This window comes from Bacillota bacterium (assembly GCA_029961055.1).
GTDB lineage: Bacteria > Bacillota > Sulfobacillia > JAIMAT01 > JAIMAT01 > JAIMAT01.
In genome coordinates, this window is the sequence record JASBVM010000012.1 from 44907 (window position 1) to 61501 (window position 16595).

Annotated in this window: 15 protein-coding genes; 4 read left to right on the forward strand and 11 right to left on the reverse strand. The window is 73.7% G+C overall.

The genetic code is table 11. The features are described 5' to 3' along the window. Positions 1-3 precede the first annotated feature (3 nt). The 5 genes from QJR14_04860 to QJR14_04880 form a co-directional block, all read right to left on the reverse strand. Complete coding sequence (locus QJR14_04860) at positions 4-1458, reverse strand: FAD-linked oxidase C-terminal domain-containing protein (GenBank protein ID MDI3316928.1); 1455 nt, start codon at positions 1456-1458, stop codon at positions 4-6. Between the two features lie 52 nt (positions 1459-1510). Next, the gene (locus QJR14_04865) at positions 1511-2728 is read right to left on the reverse strand and encodes an MFS transporter (GenBank protein ID MDI3316929.1); all 1218 of its coding nucleotides are present in this window, start codon (positions 2726-2728) and stop codon (positions 1511-1513) included. Between the two features lie 88 nt (positions 2729-2816). Continuing rightward, the gene (locus QJR14_04870) at positions 2817-3716 is read right to left on the reverse strand and encodes a DUF6282 family protein (protein ID MDI3316930.1); all 900 of its coding nucleotides are present in this window, start codon (positions 3714-3716) and stop codon (positions 2817-2819) included. Positions 3717-3723: 7 nt separating this feature from the next. Continuing rightward, on the reverse strand, positions 3724-4452 hold the full coding sequence (locus QJR14_04875) for an MBL fold metallo-hydrolase (protein MDI3316931.1): 729 nt from the start codon (positions 4450-4452) through the stop codon (positions 3724-3726). A gap of 141 nt (positions 4453-4593) precedes the next feature. After that, entirely contained in the window at positions 4594-5736 is a 1143-nt protein-coding gene (locus tag QJR14_04880; protein MDI3316932.1) for an NAD(P)/FAD-dependent oxidoreductase, read from the reverse strand. 189 nt (positions 5737-5925) lie between these two features. Between QJR14_04880 and tlp the strand changes: the two genes are divergently transcribed. The 3 genes from tlp (at position 5926) to QJR14_04895 (ending at position 8969) form a co-directional block, all read left to right on the forward strand. After that, positions 5926-6180: a small acid-soluble spore protein Tlp gene (tlp, locus tag QJR14_04885; protein MDI3316933.1), complete on the forward strand. Its 255-nt coding sequence runs from the start codon at positions 5926-5928 to the stop codon at positions 6178-6180. 153 nt (positions 6181-6333) lie between these two features. Further along, the gene (locus QJR14_04890; protein MDI3316934.1) at positions 6334-7155 is read left to right on the forward strand and encodes an endonuclease/exonuclease/phosphatase family protein; all 822 of its coding nucleotides are present in this window, start codon (positions 6334-6336) and stop codon (positions 7153-7155) included. Between the two features lie 56 nt (positions 7156-7211). Next, positions 7212-8969, forward strand: a complete 1758-nt coding sequence (locus QJR14_04895; protein ID MDI3316935.1) for a S8 family peptidase — start codon at positions 7212-7214, stop codon at positions 8967-8969. A 108-nt stretch (positions 8970-9077) separates the two neighbouring features. On the opposite strand, the gene acs is transcribed toward QJR14_04895, so the two are convergent. From acs to QJR14_04915, 4 genes are all read right to left on the reverse strand, one after another. Continuing rightward, complete coding sequence (acs, locus tag QJR14_04900) at positions 9078-11072, reverse strand: acetate--CoA ligase (GenBank protein MDI3316936.1); 1995 nt, start codon at positions 11070-11072, stop codon at positions 9078-9080. A gap of 175 nt (positions 11073-11247) precedes the next feature. After that, positions 11248-11877, reverse strand: a complete 630-nt coding sequence (locus QJR14_04905; protein MDI3316937.1) for an acetate uptake transporter — start codon at positions 11875-11877, stop codon at positions 11248-11250. Between the two features lie 182 nt (positions 11878-12059). Further along, on the reverse strand, positions 12060-12878 hold the full coding sequence (locus QJR14_04910; protein ID MDI3316938.1) for an SDR family oxidoreductase: 819 nt from the start codon (positions 12876-12878) through the stop codon (positions 12060-12062). A gap of 16 nt (positions 12879-12894) precedes the next feature. Then, positions 12895-13602 (reverse strand): methyltransferase domain-containing protein, encoded by a 708-nt coding sequence (locus QJR14_04915; GenBank protein MDI3316939.1) that lies wholly within the window; start codon positions 13600-13602, stop codon positions 12895-12897. Between the two features lie 131 nt (positions 13603-13733). Here QJR14_04915 and QJR14_04920 point away from each other — a divergent pair, with 131 nt between their 5' ends. Further along, positions 13734-14912 (forward strand): glycerate kinase, encoded by a 1179-nt coding sequence (locus QJR14_04920; GenBank protein ID MDI3316940.1) that lies wholly within the window; start codon positions 13734-13736, stop codon positions 14910-14912. A gap of 109 nt (positions 14913-15021) precedes the next feature. Here QJR14_04920 and QJR14_04925 read toward each other — a convergent pair whose 3' ends face one another. Further along, entirely contained in the window at positions 15022-15162 is a 141-nt protein-coding gene (locus QJR14_04925) for a hypothetical protein (GenBank protein MDI3316941.1), read from the reverse strand. 57 nt (positions 15163-15219) lie between these two features. Continuing rightward, positions 15220-16506, reverse strand: coding sequence for a helix-turn-helix transcriptional regulator (locus tag QJR14_04930; GenBank protein MDI3316942.1), 1287 nt, complete (start codon positions 16504-16506; stop codon positions 15220-15222). Positions 16507-16595: the final 89 nt, after the last annotated feature.

Consider the following 16595-nt stretch of genomic DNA (forward strand, 5'->3'; position numbering starts at 1 on the left):
CTCTCACCCTCCCAGGCTCCTTCCCGCGCTGGCGGACCGGGAGCGCGCCTCCGGCCTGCGGGGAGCGTCGGGGATGGGGACCGGCCAGCCCGGCGCCTGATCCGGGAAGAGCTTCCCCGGGTTGAGGATGCCGTGCGGGTCGAGGGCCGCCTTGATCGCCCGCATGGCGCGCAGGCCCGCCTCCCCGTGCTCCCACCCCAGGAAGGGCGCCTTCAATACGCCGATCCCGTGCTCCCCGCTCAAGGTCCCGCCCAGCTCCAGCGTCACGCGGAAGATCTCGGCCACCGCCCGCCAGACCCGCTCCATCTCCTCCGGGTTGCGGGCGTCGCAGAGGATGTTGGGATGGAGGTTGCCGTCACCGGCGTGGCCGAAGACGACCAGGGTGACCGCATGGCGGCGGGCGATCTCCTTCAGGCGGCGGACCATCTCGGGGATCCGGCTGCGGGGGACGGTGGCGTCCTCCGAGATCTTGGTCGGCTTGATCCGCGCCACCGCCGGCGAGATCGCCTTCCTGGCCCGCCACAGCTCCGCCGCCTCCGCCTCCTCCCGCGCCAGCCGGAGGAGGCTGGCCCCCTGCCGCCGGCAGAGATCGGCCACCGCCCCGGCCTCCTCCTCCACCACCGCCGCGGGCCCGTCCACCTCGATCAGGAGGATCGCCTCCACATCCAGGGGCAGACCCAGGTGGAGGTACTCCTCCACCACACGGATCGACGACTCGTCCATCAGCTCCAGCGCCGACGGTCGCAGTCCCGCGGCGATGATGGCGCTCACCGCCTCGGCCGCCTCCTCCAGGCGGAGGAAGCCGGCCATCAGCGTCCGCCGGGCCTCCGGTGGCGGGATCAGCTTCAGGATCGCCTCCGTGATCACCCCCAGCGTCCCCTCCGAGCCGACGAAGAGGCGGGTCAGGTCGTAACCGCTCACGTTCTTGACGGTGCGGCCCCCGGTCCGCAGGATGCTCCCGTCGGCCAGGACCACGGTCAGGCCGAGGGTGTAGTCGCGGAAGACGCCGTACTTGAAGGCGCGCGGGCCGCCTGCGTTCTCCGCCAGGTTTCCGCCCAGGGTGGAGGCGACGGCGCTGGAGGGATCCGGGGGGAAGAAGAGGCCCTCCGCCTCCACCGCTTCCTGAAAGCGGCGGGTGTTGACGCCGGCCTCGACCTCCGCGTAGAGATCCTGGCGGTCGATGCGCCGGATCCGGTTCATCCGCCCCAGGTCGAGGACGACGCCTCCCCGCACGGGGACGGCTCCGCCCGAGAGGCCCGTCCCGGCTCCCCGGGGGATCACGGGCAGCCGCTCGCGGTGGCAGAGGCGGAGGACGGCCGCCACCTCCCCGGTCGTCGCCGGTCGGGCCACCGCGCGGGGGACCCCGCGCACCACGGTGGCGTCGTAGCCGTAGAGCACCCGCTCGCCGCGCCCGAGAAGCAGGTTGCCCCGTCCCACCGCTTCCTCCAGCCCGCGCACCACCGTTTCGGGGAGGGGCTCTGCGGCCGCCTCCCTCGCAGGCTCCGCCGGTTCAGTCGTAGGCGACCAGCTCCTTCCCCGCCGTCTCCGGCAGGAGCAGCAGCATCCCCACCACCAGAGCGTAGGCGATGACGGCGAAGAGGGCGATGGCGGGTCCCAGGCTCATCTGCGCGCTGAGGAAGCCGACCAGTCCCGGGAAGAGCGCTCCCACGCCGCGTCCGAAGTTGTAGGCGAAACCCTGCCCCGCCCCGCGCACCCGAGTCGGGTAGAGCTCGGTCAGGTACGGGCCCAGCCCGCTGAAGATGCCCGAGGCGAAGAAGCCGAGCGGGAAGCCGAGGACGAGCATCATGCGGTCGCTGATGGGCAGATAGGCGTAGGCTACCACCGTCGCCGCCGACAGGACCGCGAAGAGAAGGATCTTCCGGCGCCGGCCGATCAGGTCGGCCAGATAGGCGGCGGTGATGTAGCCGGCGAAGGAGCCCAGGATCACCACGGCCAGATAGGCGCCGCTGTTGAGCACCGAGAGGTGCCGCACGCTCTTCAGGTAGGTGGGAAGCCAGGTGGTGATGGCGTAGTAGCCGCCCTGGATGCCCGTCGTCATCAAGGAAGCCAGGACCGTCGTCCGCAGGAGCCCTTCCCCGAAGATCTCGGCGCTGGAGGCGCGGGCGCCCGCCTCCACCTTCCTCCGGGTCGCCTGGAAGACCTCCGGTTCGCGGACGTGGCGGCGGATGTAGACCACCAGAAGGGCGGGCAGGAGGCCCAGCCAGAACATGGCGCGCCACGCCCAGTTCTCGGGCAGGAGCGAGAACAAGAGGGTGGAGGCGAGGACGGCGACGCCCCACCCCACCGCCCAACCGCTCTGCACGGTGCCGACGGCGCGGCCGCGGAAACGCGGGTCGGCCAGCTCGCCCATCAGGACCGAGCCCGCCGCCCACTCGCCCCCGAAGCCCAGCCCCTGCAGCCCGCGGGTCACCAGGAGCTGCTCGAACGAGTGGGTGAAGCCGCTCAAGAAGGTGAAGAAGGCGTACCAGGCCACGGTGATCTGAAGCAGGCGGACGCGTCCTACACGATCGGCCAGCATTCCCGCCAGCCAGCCGCCCAGAGCCGAGAGAAGCAGCGCCGCCGTCCCCAGGATCCCGGCCTGTCCCTGGCTGATGCCCCAGAGCGCTATCAGCGTGGGAATGACGAACGAGTAGATCTGGACGTCCATGCCATCCAGGCCCCAGCCGGCAAAGGTGGCGAAGAGTGCCCGCCGCTGGGTGCGGTCCATCTGGCGGATCCAGTCGAACACGTCGTGGCGCCTCCCCCGTCTTTGATCTTCCCAAGAGGCGTACTCCCGCGGTCACCAGGCTTCCCGGCTACGGGGCCAAGAGTTCGCGCGCGTTCTCGCCCGCCACGCGTCGCAGCTCTCCCTCCCGCATGCCCGCCGCCACCAACGCTCCCAGTCCGCGCAACCAGCCGATCACGGGCGAACCGTTGGCCGCCTGTCCCAGATCGCTCTGGAGGAGAACCCGCTCCACCCCCAACCGGCGGATGGAGCCGACCAGCTCTTCCACGCCCTGCCCGCCCCAGGCCGGCAGGGTGGTGAGGAGGCTCTTCTCGACGTAGACGCCCTCTCGGACCAGCTCCCGCTGCACCTCCAACCCCACCCGCGTGACCGCCAGGTCGGGGTGCGTGAAGACCCGCCGCTCCACCCCGAGCTCGCGGGCCAGACGGAGCAGGACGAGGCTCTCCGCGGGTGCGAGGTGGCCCGTGCAGAGAACGGCCCCGGCCTGGGCCATCAACTGGAGGATCTCCACCATCTCGGGACGAGTCCGGCCGTTCTCGTCCAGGACGGAGAGCGGCGGCCGTGGGCGGAGCTCCACGCGGCTCGGCTGTTCTCGGTAGCCGGCTCCGCCGTAGTGACGGAGGTGCTGGGCCGCGTGCAGCGTGGGCATCCAGATCACCCGGGCGCCCAGCGCCAGCGCCGCCTCGACCGCCGCCGGGTTGAAGCCGCCGACAAAATGGTTGAGCGTCAGACTGCCGACCACCCGGATCCCCGGCACCGCCTCCTCCAGGAGGGCGGCCCGCTCGGCGGTCGACCCCTCGTGCGCCTTGAGCACGAAGCCGGCCATCCCCGCCGCCCGGGCCTCCCGGGCGAGCTGGAGATCGTCGGTCGCGCGCGGGAAGAGGCTGGGCGCGGCGTGCACGTGGAAGTCGAAGCTTCCCCGGGCGAGGTCGACCGCCTCGTCCGGCGCGACCGGATTCCCGCTCCGCAAGGTGCGATCACACCTCCTCCCCGGTCCCGCCGTCCGCGCGGAGCTCCCGCACCTCGCCGGCCGGCAGGAAGATCCGCACGCGCGGCCTGCTCAAAGGCTCCCAGGCGTCCCCGCGCCGCTGGAGCGGCGCGTCGTGGCCGGGGTAGAGCCGCTCGGCCGAGGCCGCCAGCCGTTCGATGGCCCTCCGCGCCTGGCGCGGCTCCCAGACCGGCTCCGGGACGCCGCCGGCCAGATCCCAGCGGTTCTTCAGCGCGTCGCCGCAGAGGACGGCGCCCCCCACCTGAAGCGCCAGGCTGCCGGGCGTGTGCCCCGGCACCTCCAGGAGCCGGAGACCCTCCCCGAGCTCGGCCTCCCCGTCGACCAGGCGGAGCCTGGGGTGGCGCGCCAGCTCGCGGGCGTGGTCACGGAGGACGGCCACGTCCGCCTCGGCGGAGGTGGCGTAGGCCAGCTCCCTGCGGTGGACGAGGATCTCCGCGCGGGGGAGGAGGTCCCAGTTGGCCGCGTGGTCGAAGTGGAGATGGCTGAGGACGACGAGGTCCACCTCCTCCGCCTCCGCGCCCGCGGCACGGAGGCGCGGCAGCAGCTCCACCCGCTCGTTCATGCCGCACGTATCGAAGAGGATCCGCCGGCCGCGCCCGGTGACCACCAGGTGGCAGGAGCTCCACCCGAGGTAGCCGCGCTCGCTGCGACCGGGGAAACCGTCGAGGAGAGTCCGGATGACGGCCGAGGCCAGCACCTCCCCTCCGCGCCCGCCGCGGAGAAGCGCGCGGCAGGTCGGGCTTCCTTTCGTCTGCGACCGCCCCCGCACCTGCGCCTCAGCCCGCTCCCGGCCCGGTCGGCGTCCGGGAACGTCGCCCGAAGCCGGTCCTTCGCCGGTTCAGAGGAGGTCGGTCAGCAGCCCGGCCACCCGCTCGGCCAGGGCCGGCGCGGCGGTCAGCCCGGGCGACTCGATGCCGACCATGTTGACCCAACCGGCCAGCCCCCGGTCCGCCTCGTGGCGGACCACGAAGTCGCGCGGCGGCTCGCCCGGGCCTTGCAGCTTCGGGCGGACGCCGGCCATCTCCGGGGCCAGGTCGTCCGGCTCCAGCTCCGGCAGGTAGCGGTGGGCCGCTTCCCAGAAGGCGTGGCGCTTGGAGGGGTCGACCGTGAAGTCGGGGCGCTCCCGCCAGCCGGGGTCGAGCCAGGTGAGGTCCGGTCCGAGGCGAAGGCGGCCGTCGAGGTCCGGTGTGGCGTGGATGCCGAGCCCGGCCACCTCCGCCTCCGGCAGCGGGTAGACGGGGCGCCCGATCAGCCCGGCCTTGGCCGGGCGGACGCTGAAGTACTCGCCCTTGGCGAAGCGGAGCCCGTAGCCGGCCGCCTCCGGCTCGATCCCGGCCAGCGCCGCCACCCGGTCGGCCTCGAGCCCGGCGGCGTTGACCACCAGGCGCGAGGTGTACCGGAAGAGTTCGCCGTCGGGATCGCGGACGGTCAGCCGGAAACCCTCCGGCGCCGGCTCCACCGCGACGAGCCGCGTCTGGAGCAGCAGCTCCGCGCCGCGCGAGCGCGCCTCCGCCGCGAGGGCGCGGACCAGCGTGGCCGCGTCGAGGATGCCGGTGGAAGGGACCCAGATCGCCGCCCGCGCGCGGACGTGCGGCTCCACCCTGCGGACTTCGCCGGCCTCGAGCAGGCGGATCCCCTCCACGCCGCAGGCTTCGCCGTTTCGCGCCAGCCGCCCGAGCGCCGGCAGCTCCTCCCCGCTCGAGGCGACCACCAGCTTGCCGGTCCGCCGGTGCGGAACGCCGAGCCGCTCGCAGAGCGGGTAGAGGAGCCGGTTGCCGGCCACGCAGGCCTCCGCCTTGAGCGAACCCGGCCGGTAGTAGAGGCCGGAGTGGATCACCTGGCTGTTGCGCGAGGAAGTCTCCTCGCCCGCCCGCCGGTTCCGCTCCAGGATCCAGACCGTCCGCCGGGGCGCGGCCAGGCGCGCCGCCACCGCCAGGCCGACGACACCCGCGCCGACGACGGTCAGGTCGACGTCGTGCATTCCCCAGGGCCCGCCTCCGGACTCCATGGTAGCCGCTGGCGGGCCCGGCCCGTCCCTCGCCTCCTTGCGGAAGCGCGCACGCGTGCCGTCACCATCCTCCTCGAGGATGGCCTTCTTCATGCGAAGGCTCCCGTCCGCCGGGTGCGGGAGATCCTCGACCGGGCATGCTAACCGCCGGGAGGTGGTCGCTTGCCCAAGCCGGATGATCGCTCGGACAACGTCGCCAAGTTGCGGCAGCACATCGAGAACACCTTCGAGAACCTGCGGGAGGCCCGGGAACGTATGCGGGCCCATGCCCGAGACCTCCCGGAGGGGCAGGAGGACGCGATCCGCGAGAAGAACCAGCGGCGGCGCGAGGCCATCGAGGGCTTCCGGCAGGAGATCCGCGACGAGGTGGACGACCGGCGCGGGGCCGGCGCGGTCTCGCCGCGCCGGCCGGACTGACCCCGCGCGGAACCGCCCGCTGACCGGGCGGGCCGACCGCTGACCCGACGTGCTACGCTGGCGGAGAAGGGCGGGCTGCCCTTCTCCGCCCGTTCTCTGCCACCGGTCCCGGTCCGGCCGAACCGCTCCGGGACGAGCGAGGTCGGCTCCCGCGTGACGTTGCGCGTGCTCACCTGGAACATCCATTCAGGCGTCGGCCGCGACGGTCGCCTCGACCTGGAGCGCATCGCCCGCGTCCTGCGCTCGGCGGAGCCGGATCTGGCGGCCCTGACCGAGGTGAGCCGCTACTGGCCGCAGCGGGGAGACGTCGACCAGGCCCGGTACCTGGCCGGGCTGGCCGGGCTCCCCGTGCGACGCTTCGCCCCCGCCTTCCGCCGCGGCCGCGCCGCCTTCGGCAACGCGCTCCTGAGCCGGTATCCGCTGCGGCGGGTCACGGCTCGCACCCTTCCTCCCTGGCGGCGGGCGCCGGCGCTCCTCGGCCTGGCGGGCCGGCCCGAGCCCAGGCTCCTCCTCGCCGCCCAGCTCCGGCCGGACCGTGAGACTTCGATCCCCGTGGCCGTCACCCACCTCGGGCTCGATGCGGCCGAGCGGGCCCGCCAGAGCCTCGCGGTCGCGGGCTGGATCCGGCAGGCCGGCCCTCTCGCCATCCTGGCGGGGGACTTCAACGCTTCCCTGGAGGCGGAAGAGCTGTCGCCGCTGCGGGGCAGCCTCTCGGACAGCTGCGCGGGGAGCGCCGAGGCCACCTACCCCTCGGAGCGGCCCCGCTACCGCATCGACCACATCCTGGTCGGCAGGGGCTGGAGGGTGGTCAGGGCGGGCCTCTGGCGCGACCCGGGCGGCGAGAGCGCCCTCGCCTCCGACCACCTGCCCGTGCTCGCAGAGCTGGAGGCCGTCGCCGGCACCGGGGCGGCCCACGCGCCGCCCGAGGGGCCCGCCCCGGTTCGACCTCTTCCGCCTTCACTCCCCGGAGCTTGACCGAGTAGGATACCTGCGATCTGCGGGGGCTTGGTCCCCTCAAAGGGGGCGAACCGATGATCGGTATCGACGAAAACCTGGCACCGCACCTGCACAAGTGCGATCCGGCCCTGCTCCGCCAGCTGCAGGAAGGGCCCGCACCCGAGTCCGAACTCCGCCTCCTGGTCCAGAGGCAGCCGGGGCTGGACGAGGCCGCGGAGCGGGATCTGCGCCGCCACATCGACGGCTGCGGCGCCACGATCGTGGGCGAGCTGCCCCTGGTGGAGGCGCTGCTGGTCACTTTGCCCCGCCGTTCGCTGGCCGCCTTGGCCGCCCATCCCGCGGTGCTCCGCCTCCACCTCGACCGGAGCGTGCACGCGCTCCTCGACGTGGCCGTCCCGGCGGTGGGCGCACCGGTTGCGTGGACGTCGGGCTGGACCGGCCGAGGCGTCACCGTGGCCATCCTGGACACAGGCGTCTACCCCCACCCCGACCTGACCCGGCCCGGCAATCGGATCGTCGCCTTCCACGACCTGGTCAACGGTCGCTCCGAGCCCTACGACGACAACGGCCACGGCACCCATGTGGCCGGCTGCGCCCTGGGCAACGGCCACTCCAGCCAGGGCCGCTACCGGGGAAGCGCCCCGGAGGCGCAGCTGGCCGCGGTCAAGGTGCTGGACGCCCAGGGGAGCGGCTCCATCTCCACCATCATCGCCGGCGTCCAGTGGTGTCTCGAGCAACGGCAGCACCTGGGCATCCGCGTCCTCTCCCTCTCCCTGGGAGGGCCGGGCTGGATCCCCTACCAGATCGACCCCCTCTGCCAGGCGCTCGAGAAGGCCTGGCAGGCCGGCCTCGTCGTCTGCGTGGCGGCCGGGAACGACGGCCCGGCGCCCTTCACCATCAGCTCCCCCGGCATCGACCCGCTCCTGATCACCGTCGGCGCCACCGACGACAAGCGCACCCCCGCCAAGGCGGATGACGCCGTCGCCTCCTTTTCCGGCCGGGGACCGACCCTGGAGCTGGGCCGGAAACCTGACCTGGTGACGCCGGGCGTGGGCATCGTCTCGCTGCGGGCGCCCGGATCGGCGCTCGACCAGGCCCATCCCGACTTCCGGGTCGACGGAGACTACTTCCGCCTCTCCGGCACCTCGATGGCGACGCCCATCTGCGCCGGTGCCGCCGCCCTCCTCCTCCAGCGGCAGCCCGGAGCCAGCCCCGACCAGGTGAAGCGGGCGTTGATGGCCGGTGCCGACGACCGCTTCCACCAGCCGGAGGCAGCCGGCGCCGGCTACGTCGACGTGCCCAAGGCGCTGGCCGCCCTCGTCCCCGCCGCCGCCCCCGCCGCCACCGGCGAACGCCTGGAGGTCCTGGCTCCGGGCGAGGCCCAGGCCCGGCTCCTCCGCCTGGTGGAGGATGCCCGGCACACGCTCGACCTCGCGCTGCCCGCGGCAGGGGACCTCGATCTCCTGGAGGCGCTGGCCACCGCACTCCGGCGCGGCCTCCGGCTGCGCCTCCTGCTGGCGGCCGGCCGCTCCAGCGGCGAGGCGGCCCGCTTCCTGGCCCGGCGGGGCGCGCAGGTACGGAGCCTGCCCGGCTGGCCGCAGGCGGTGCTGACGGTGGCCGACGGCCGCCGGCTCCTGCTCTGGGTCGGAGGGACGGGGACCGTCCGGCAGGAGGCCGCCGGCGGTATCCCGCCGGCGCTCGGCGCCGCCGTCTCGGCGGATGCGCCCGGTGCCGCGGCCGAGGCGCTGCAGCTCTTCGAGGGGGCCTGGGAGATGGCGGGGGAGGCGCTCTTCGCCTCCCGCACCGCCGGGGAACAGCGGGCGACGGCCTGAAAGAACCGCAGGCCCAGAAGGGGGCGGCCCGGTGCGGCGAAGCTGACTGCCGGCCGGGCCGCCTGCCCCGATCACCCCTCCCCCCGGTGAAAGGGCGGAATCGGGGGCTCAGGCAGGATTCTCCGTCTCCTCGTACTGCGCCTTCAACTGCTCCACCACGGCGGGGTCGGCGAGGGTGGTCGTGTCGCCCAGCGCCCGCCCCTCGGCGATGTCGCGCAGGAGCCGGCGCATGATCTTGCCCGAACGCGTCTTGGGCAGCTCGGCCGTGAAGAAGATCTCGGCCGGGCGGGCGAGCGCCCCGATCACCCTGACCACGTGCTGCTTCAGCTCGTCGACCTTGGCCGGGCTGACCTCCACGCCCTCCTTCAGCGTGACGAAGGCGGAGATCGCCTGCCCCTTGACCGGATCGTTCCGCCCGATGACCGCCGCCTCGGCCACGTCGGGATGGTCGACCAGCGCGCTCTCCACCTCATAGGTGCCGATGCGGTGGCCGGAGACGTTGACTACGTCGTCGACCCGGCCCAGGAGCCAGAAGTAGCCGTCCTCGTCGTACTTGGCGCCGTCGCCGGTGAAGTAGAGCCCCGGGAAGCGGCTCCAGTAGACCTGCCTGTACCGCTCCGGATCCCCGTAGAGGCCCCGCAGCATGCCGGGCCAGGGGTGGGTGAGACAGAGGTAGCCGCCCTGTCCCCGGGCCACCGGCTCGCCGCGGTCGTTGACGATCACCGCCCGGATGCCCGGGAAGGGGCGGCTGGCGGAGCCGGGCTTCAGCCGGGTGATCCCCGGCAGCGGCGTGATCAGGATGGCGCCGGTCTCCGTCTGCCACCAGGTGTCCACGACGGGGCAGCGCTCGCCGCCGATGTACTTGTAGTACCAGACCCAGGCCTCGGGGTTGATGGGCTCGCCGACGCTGCCCAGGACCCGGAGGCTGGAGAGGTCGTGGCGTGCCGGCCACTCCGTCCCCCAGCGCATGAAGGTGCGGATGGAGGTGGGCGCCGTGTACAGGATGTTCACCCCGTACTTCTCCACGATCTGCCACCAGCGGTCGCGGGCGGGGAAGTCGGGGGCGCCCTCGTAGATCACCGTGGTGGCGCCGTTGGCCAGCGGCCCGTAGACGATGTAGCTGTGGCCGGTCACCCAGCCGATGTCCGCCGCGCACCAGTAAACGTCCTCTTCGTGCAGGTCGAAGACGTACTTGTGCGTGGTGGCCACCTGGGTCAGGTAACCGCCGGTGGTGTGGAGGATCCCCTTGGGCTTCCCGGTGGTGCCGCTGGAGTAGAGGATATAGAGGGGATCCTCCGACTCCATGGGCTCCGGCTCGCAGTGGGGCTCGGCCTGGGCGAGGAGTTCGTCCCAGCGGATGTCGCGCCCCTCCACCCAGGAAGCCCCGGTGGAGGCCGCCTTCTCCGGGCCGACCCGCTCCACCACCACCACGTGCTCGATGGAGGGCGTCTCCCGCACCGCCTCGTCGGCGTTGGCCTTGAGCGGCACCAGGTTGCCGCGTCGCCAGCCGGCGTCCTGGGTGATCAGCACCTTCGCCTGGGAGTCCAGGATCCGATCGCGCAGCGCCTGGGCGCTGAACCCGCCGAAGACCACGCTGTGGACGGCGCCGATGCGGGTGCAGGCGAGCATGGCCACCGGCAGCTCCGGCACCATGCCCATGTAGATGGCGACGCGGTCGCCCTTGCGCACGCCCAGCGCCTTCAGGCCACTGGCCGCCCGCTCCACCTGGCGGAGCAGCTGGTCGTACGTGATCACCTTGGTGTCGCCCGGCTCGCCCTCCCAGAGAATGGCCGCCTTGTTCCGCCGGCCGCTCCGGACGTGACGGTCGAGGCAGTTGTAGCTGACGTTGAGCTGGCCGCCCACGAACCAGCGGGCGAAGGGCGGATCCCACTCCAGCACCTTCTCCCACGGCTTGAACCAGGTCACCTGCTCCCGGGCCATCCGCGCCCAGAAAGCCTCCGGATCGCGGTCCGCTTCCTCGTAGATGGAAGGGTCGTTCCAGAGCGCCTTCTCCTTGAACTCGGGCGAAGGCTCGAAGGTCCGGTTCTCCTGAAGGAGGGCGTCCAGGCCCTCCGGCAGTTCCGGTCGCTCGGGTACCGCCACCGACTACACCTCCCTCTTACCGGTGCAGAGAAACCACGACGCGCAGGGCTTCCTCCCGTCGCCGGGCGCGCCGCGCAACTCTTTTTCATCGCCGTTCGCCGTCCTCGCCTCCTCTCCTGCGGGCGGGGCGGCGAAGAGCGGCTCCGCCCCGCCCGCCAGGGGCGCCGCCTTGCGGCTAGCCCGCCCGCGCAGCGGCGCGCGCCGGGCCGGCCGCGCCCGTGTTCCTCGGTCCGACGGGAAGGACGACCCTGCCGCTCACGTCGTTGATGACCCCTGCGGCCGAAGCGTACCAGGCCACCAGGGCGGTGGCGATGCCGGTCCAGCCGCCTGCGACGCCGAGGCCGGCCGATCCGAAGGCGCCCAGCGTCAGCAGGAGGAAGGTGACGAAGAGAAGCGTGAAGACGGCCAGGAGCGCGTTGTTGAGGCGAAAGCTGCCGATCCACATATAGAAGGTGAAGACGGTCCAGGCGAGGAGCCAGAAGCCCATGGCGTCGCCGCTCATCTCGACGTAGCCGGCGTGCTCCAGGGCCACCATGCTGGCCAGGGCGATCCAGAAGGCGCCGTAGCTGGAGAAGGCCGTCGCCCCGAAGGTGTTCCGCCGCCGATACTCCCACATGCCGGCGAGGAGCTGCGCCAGACCGCCGTAGAAGAAGGCCAGGGTGAGGAAGGCGGTGCCCGAACCGATCCGTCCCGCGTTGGTCGCACTGAGGATGAACGTGGTCATGGCGAAGCCCGCCAGCCCCAGCGGACCCGGGTCGGCGATGGCCTCGCTCGTGCTCACCACCTGGACGCGCTCATCCGCCATGTGCATCCCCCCTTGTGCACATGGTTTTCGTCGTCTGCGCGACCCATCCTTTGTCGAGTCATTTGATATATGGTCGTTAGTTTGCGTCTCTCGTCCTGTGCCCGGGGCTCGGCGGAGAAGGAGCGCGTCTCGGCCGGGCCGGCGTCACCGCCGGGTTCGCACGTCGGGGACCGGGGTGACGTTCATCGGTCCACCCCCTGGTGGGGAGAGCCGCCGGCGGGCACGCGGAACATCCCCTTGCCCAGCCACTGCCCGCCGTCCACGGTCAGCACCTCGCCGGTGATCCAGCTCGCCTCCTCCGACAACAGGAAGCGAGCCGCCCGCGCCACGTCCTCCGGCGTTCCCAGGCGTCCCAGCGGCACCTGCGCCTCCAGCGCCCGCAGGTCGCTCTCCCCCGGGAAGAGGTGCGAGGCGGCGCCCTCGGTGGGCACCGGCCCCGGCGCGATGGCGTTGACGCGGATGCCGAAGGGCGCCCACTCCACCGCCAGCGTCCGCGTCATGGCCAGTACGCCCGCCTTGGCCGCCGCCGAGTGGACCGTGCCCGGACCGCCCGTCCAGGCGTAGCTGGCCACCACGTTGAGGATGGCGCCCCCTCCGCCGCGGCGGATGGCGTGGCGGCCGAAGGCGCGCGAGCAGTAGAAGCTCCCGTCCAGGACGATGCCGACCACGGCGTCCCAGCCGCGCGGCGAGAGCTCCTCCGCCCGGACCACGAAGTTCCCTGCGGCGTTGTTGACCAGGAAGTCCAGCCGCCCGAACCGCTCCACCGCCGCCTCCACCACCCGCTCCACCGCCTCGGCGTCGCGGACGTCCAGCGGCATCGCCAGCGCCTCGCCTCCGGTCGTCCGGCGCAGCTCCGCCGCCGCCCCGTCCAGGCGTTCGCGGTTGCGGCTGGCGATGACCACGCGCGCCCCTTCCTCCAGCAACATCCGGCTCATGGCGTAGCCGAGGCCGGTCCCGCCGCCCGTCACCAGCGCCGCCTTGCCCTGGAAGATCCCCGCCATCGTCCGCACCGCCCCCTCAGGCATCCGGCTCGCCGCGGCCGAAGCAGAGCGTGTACCGGAACCAGCCGCCCCGCCGGCCCAGCGGGACCAGCCCCACCTCGCGGCCCGCCCGCTCCACGCACCCCGGCGACAGGAAGTCCGGATCGGCGAAGTGCTCGGTGACGCAGAGACGCCCCCCCGGGCGCAGGACCCGGCGCGCCTCGGCCAGCGCCCGGCGCCGGTCGGGCACCTCCCCGAGCACCGTCACCATCACCACCCGGTCGAAGCTGGCGTCCCCGAAAGGAAGGCTCTGCGCGTCGCCCTGCACCAGCTCCACGTTCCGGATCCCCTGCGCCTCCAGGCGCCAGCGGATCTCCTCGAAGTGGTCGGGCTGGACGTCCAGCCCCACCAGGTGGCCGCCCGGCTCCACCGCCCCGGCCAGCGCCGGCGTCAGGAAGCCGGTCCCGACCCCCACCTCCAGCACGTCCATGCCCGGCGCCAGCTCCAGCGCGGGCAGCACCTCCCTCGGGCCCAGCGTCAGCGCCCGCAGCCGGCTTTCCAGGAAGAGCGGCTGGATCCGCGCCGGCATCGGCCCCGGCCGCAGCCACGCCCGGACCCGCTGGGCCACGTCGACCAGCACCACGCCCAGGAGCACCCAGCCCACCGCCCTCCGGAGAGGGCTTCCTTCCCTCGCCTCCAGCCGGACCGGTGGCGTCCTCTCGGCCTGGTTCGCCTTCTCGGCCATCTCCGCACCCCCCGCGAGGCTTCCGCCTCCATCCCGAGGCTACCGTTTCCTCCGCCGCCTTCGCCTCTCCTCCCGCCGCCCGGGCGCGAGTCGGACGGCTCTGCTACCATACCCCAGGAGGTGGCCGGCGGGTGCGGCTGCTGGTCTCGCCCTCTTCCTTCAAGGGGAGCCTGAGCGCGGCAGAGACGGCCGACGCCCTCGCCGAGGGCTGGTGGGAGCGGCGTCCCGGCGACGAGCTCGTCCGGCTGCCCGTGGCGGACGGCGGCGAGGGAACGCTCGAGGCGCTCCTCCACGGCCTGGACGGCGAGCGGCGCCGCCAGCGGGTGAGCGGGCCGCTGGGCGAGCCGGTGGAGGCCGAGTGGGCGCTCCTGGCCGACGGCACCGCCGTCATCGAGATGGCCCAGGCGGCGGGCCTCGGCCTCGTCCCTCCCGGGCGGCGCGATCCGCTGCGCGCCACCAGCCGTGGCGTGGGCGAGCTGGTCCGGGCGGCCCTCGATGCCGGCGCCCGCTCGCTCCTGGTGACGGTGGGCGGAAGCGCCACCAACGACGGCGGCGCAGGCCTCCTCCAGGCGTTGGGCGCGCGCCTCCTGGACGGCTCCGGGCAGCCCCTGGAGGCGGGCGGTGCCGCCCTGTCGCGGCTGGCGGAGGTCGACCTCAGCCGCCTCGACCCCCGTCTCTCGCGCACGCCGGTGGCCGTCGCCTGCGACGTGACCAACCCGCTCCTGGGCCCGACGGGGGCCAGCGCCGTCTACGGCCCCCAGAAAGGGGCCACGCCTGACCAGGTGGCCCGGCTCGACCGGGCGCTGGCCCGGTGGGCCGACCGGCTGGAGGCGGTCGTCCCTCCGCCGGCCGGAGGTCGCTGGCGTGACCTGCCCGGCGCGGGGGCCGCAGGCGGCACGGGCTTCGCGCTGCTCGCCGCCCTCCACGCCCGGTTCGAGCAGGGAGCGCGCCTCGTCCTGGACCGGCTGCGCTTCGACGACCGCCTCCGAGGCGTCGACCTGGTCCTGACCGGGGAGGGGCGCCTGGACCGCCAGACCGCCTACGGAAAGGCGCCGGCAGAGGTGGCCCGCCGCGCCTCGGCCCGCGGTATTCCCGTCATCGGACTGGCCGGCGGCCTCGGCGAGGGGGCGGAGCGCCTCCTGGTCGGGGAGGCCGGTTTCTCGGCGCTGCTGCCCGTGGTCGACGGACCCATGGACCTCGAAGAGGCGATGGCCGGCGCGCGCCGCCTCGTCCGCGCCGCCGCGGCCAGGGCGGCTCGTCTGGTGGAGCTGGGGCTCTTCCTCGCGGACCGGGGGAATCGGGACGGATAGGGGCCGCAGAGGCGATCCGGCCGGCCTGAACGGGGTGAGCCCGGGGAGCCCTCGAAGGCCGCCCGGGCTTGCTGGGGGAAGGCGGCACCTCGTCCGCCGTCGCCCAGGCTCAGAGGGTCAGGGCGATGCCGAATGGCGGAGGAAGCTGGTCGGAGGCGACCCGGGTCGGGATCGCCGTCCAGCTCAGCAGCGCCGCCAGCGCCAGCCCGATGCCGGCCAGGGCGACGACCCGCCACGCCCGCCGCTTCACGCCGGGCTCACCTCGCTTCCGCTCGGGAGACTCCGGCCCGCGACAGGGATACCGTCCTCAGCGACGACCCTGGTGCCGTGCCTTCTGCCGCAGGTCCGCCGCGGGGGCGGAGCCGCTGCCGCTGCTCCTGCGGTAGCTGTCCAGGATCGATTCTATGATCCACCACACCTGAGGCTGCAGTTCATGCTGGAGCGCCTCGGCGGCCAGCCGGTACTGCGCCGTCGCCTCGGGCGCCGCCTGGCTGGCGGCGGCCACCTCGCCCAGCGCCAGGTGCGCCAGCGCGGCGTCGAGGCCGCTGGCACCGGCAAGGAGCGCCCGCTTGGCCGCCTTCTCCGCCTCCGGGAAGTCGCCGTCCAGAAGCGCCGCCCGCGCCGCCTCCGGCCAGAAGGAGGCAGCCCATTCCCGGGCGGTCCGCGGCTCGTGCAGCTCGAGGTAGGTGAAGATCCGCCGGGCCACGTGGAGACGGCCGGCGTCGGTCAGGGCGATGGCCACGTTGAGGAGGATGTGGGGGAGCAGGTCGTCGGCGCCCGCCTCCCGGGCCGCCCGGAGGGCCAGGCGCCCTTGGTGGAAGGCCTCCTCCGCCCTGCCCAGCCGGCGCAGCGCCACACCCAGGCCCATGCGGGCCCGAGCCTCGTCCCGGCCGGGTGCCTCGCCGGCCAGCATGGCCAACGCCCGCCGGTACCACCGCTCCGCCAGCTGCACCAGGCCGAGGGAGAGGACCACCGTGCCCAGGTTGATGGCGACTCGGGCCATCTCCTCGCCGGGGGCCTGCTCGCGCTGCGCCGTGTCGTAGGCGACGATATGGTGCTGGAGCGCCCGCTCCAGATCCGAGCGCTCGCCCGCGCTCAGCCCGAGGAGCTGCTCCGCGACGGCCTGGAGACGGAGCTCGCCCGCCGCCCGGGCCGACCGGCGGACGCTCTGCAGCTGCCGCCGCGCCCGCCGCCCGTCCCCCCAGCGGAGCTCGGCGTCGGCCGCCCGCAGCCGGACCTCGAGGGCCTGGCCGTAGGTCCCCCGCCGTCGCGCCAGGACGACCGCCCGGGCGAAGAGCCGCCGGGCCATCCGCGCGTGGCCCCGGCGGGCGAGCCAGACCGCCACCTCCGACAGGCTCGACTCGGAATCGACCGACTCCATCCAGACGGTGGCGATCCGCTCGGCCGGGAGCTCCAGGAGCTCGCTGATCGCCTCCAGCCGGCGAACCGGGGGGAGGCGGCGCCCGCTCTCCCAGCTGTCCCAGGTCTCCTCCGTGACGCCAAGCCGCCGCGCCAGGTCGGGAACCGCCCAGCTCGCCCTGCGCCGGGCCAGCGCCAGGAGGTCCCCCACCGCTCCGGCCGGTCGTTCGCCCACCCAAGCCACCCCCGTCGTCCAGGGACAGGATCGAGGCGCCGTCGCTGGGTCCCCGTTGGAAACATCTTGACGCCAGAGCGCAGAGGGTG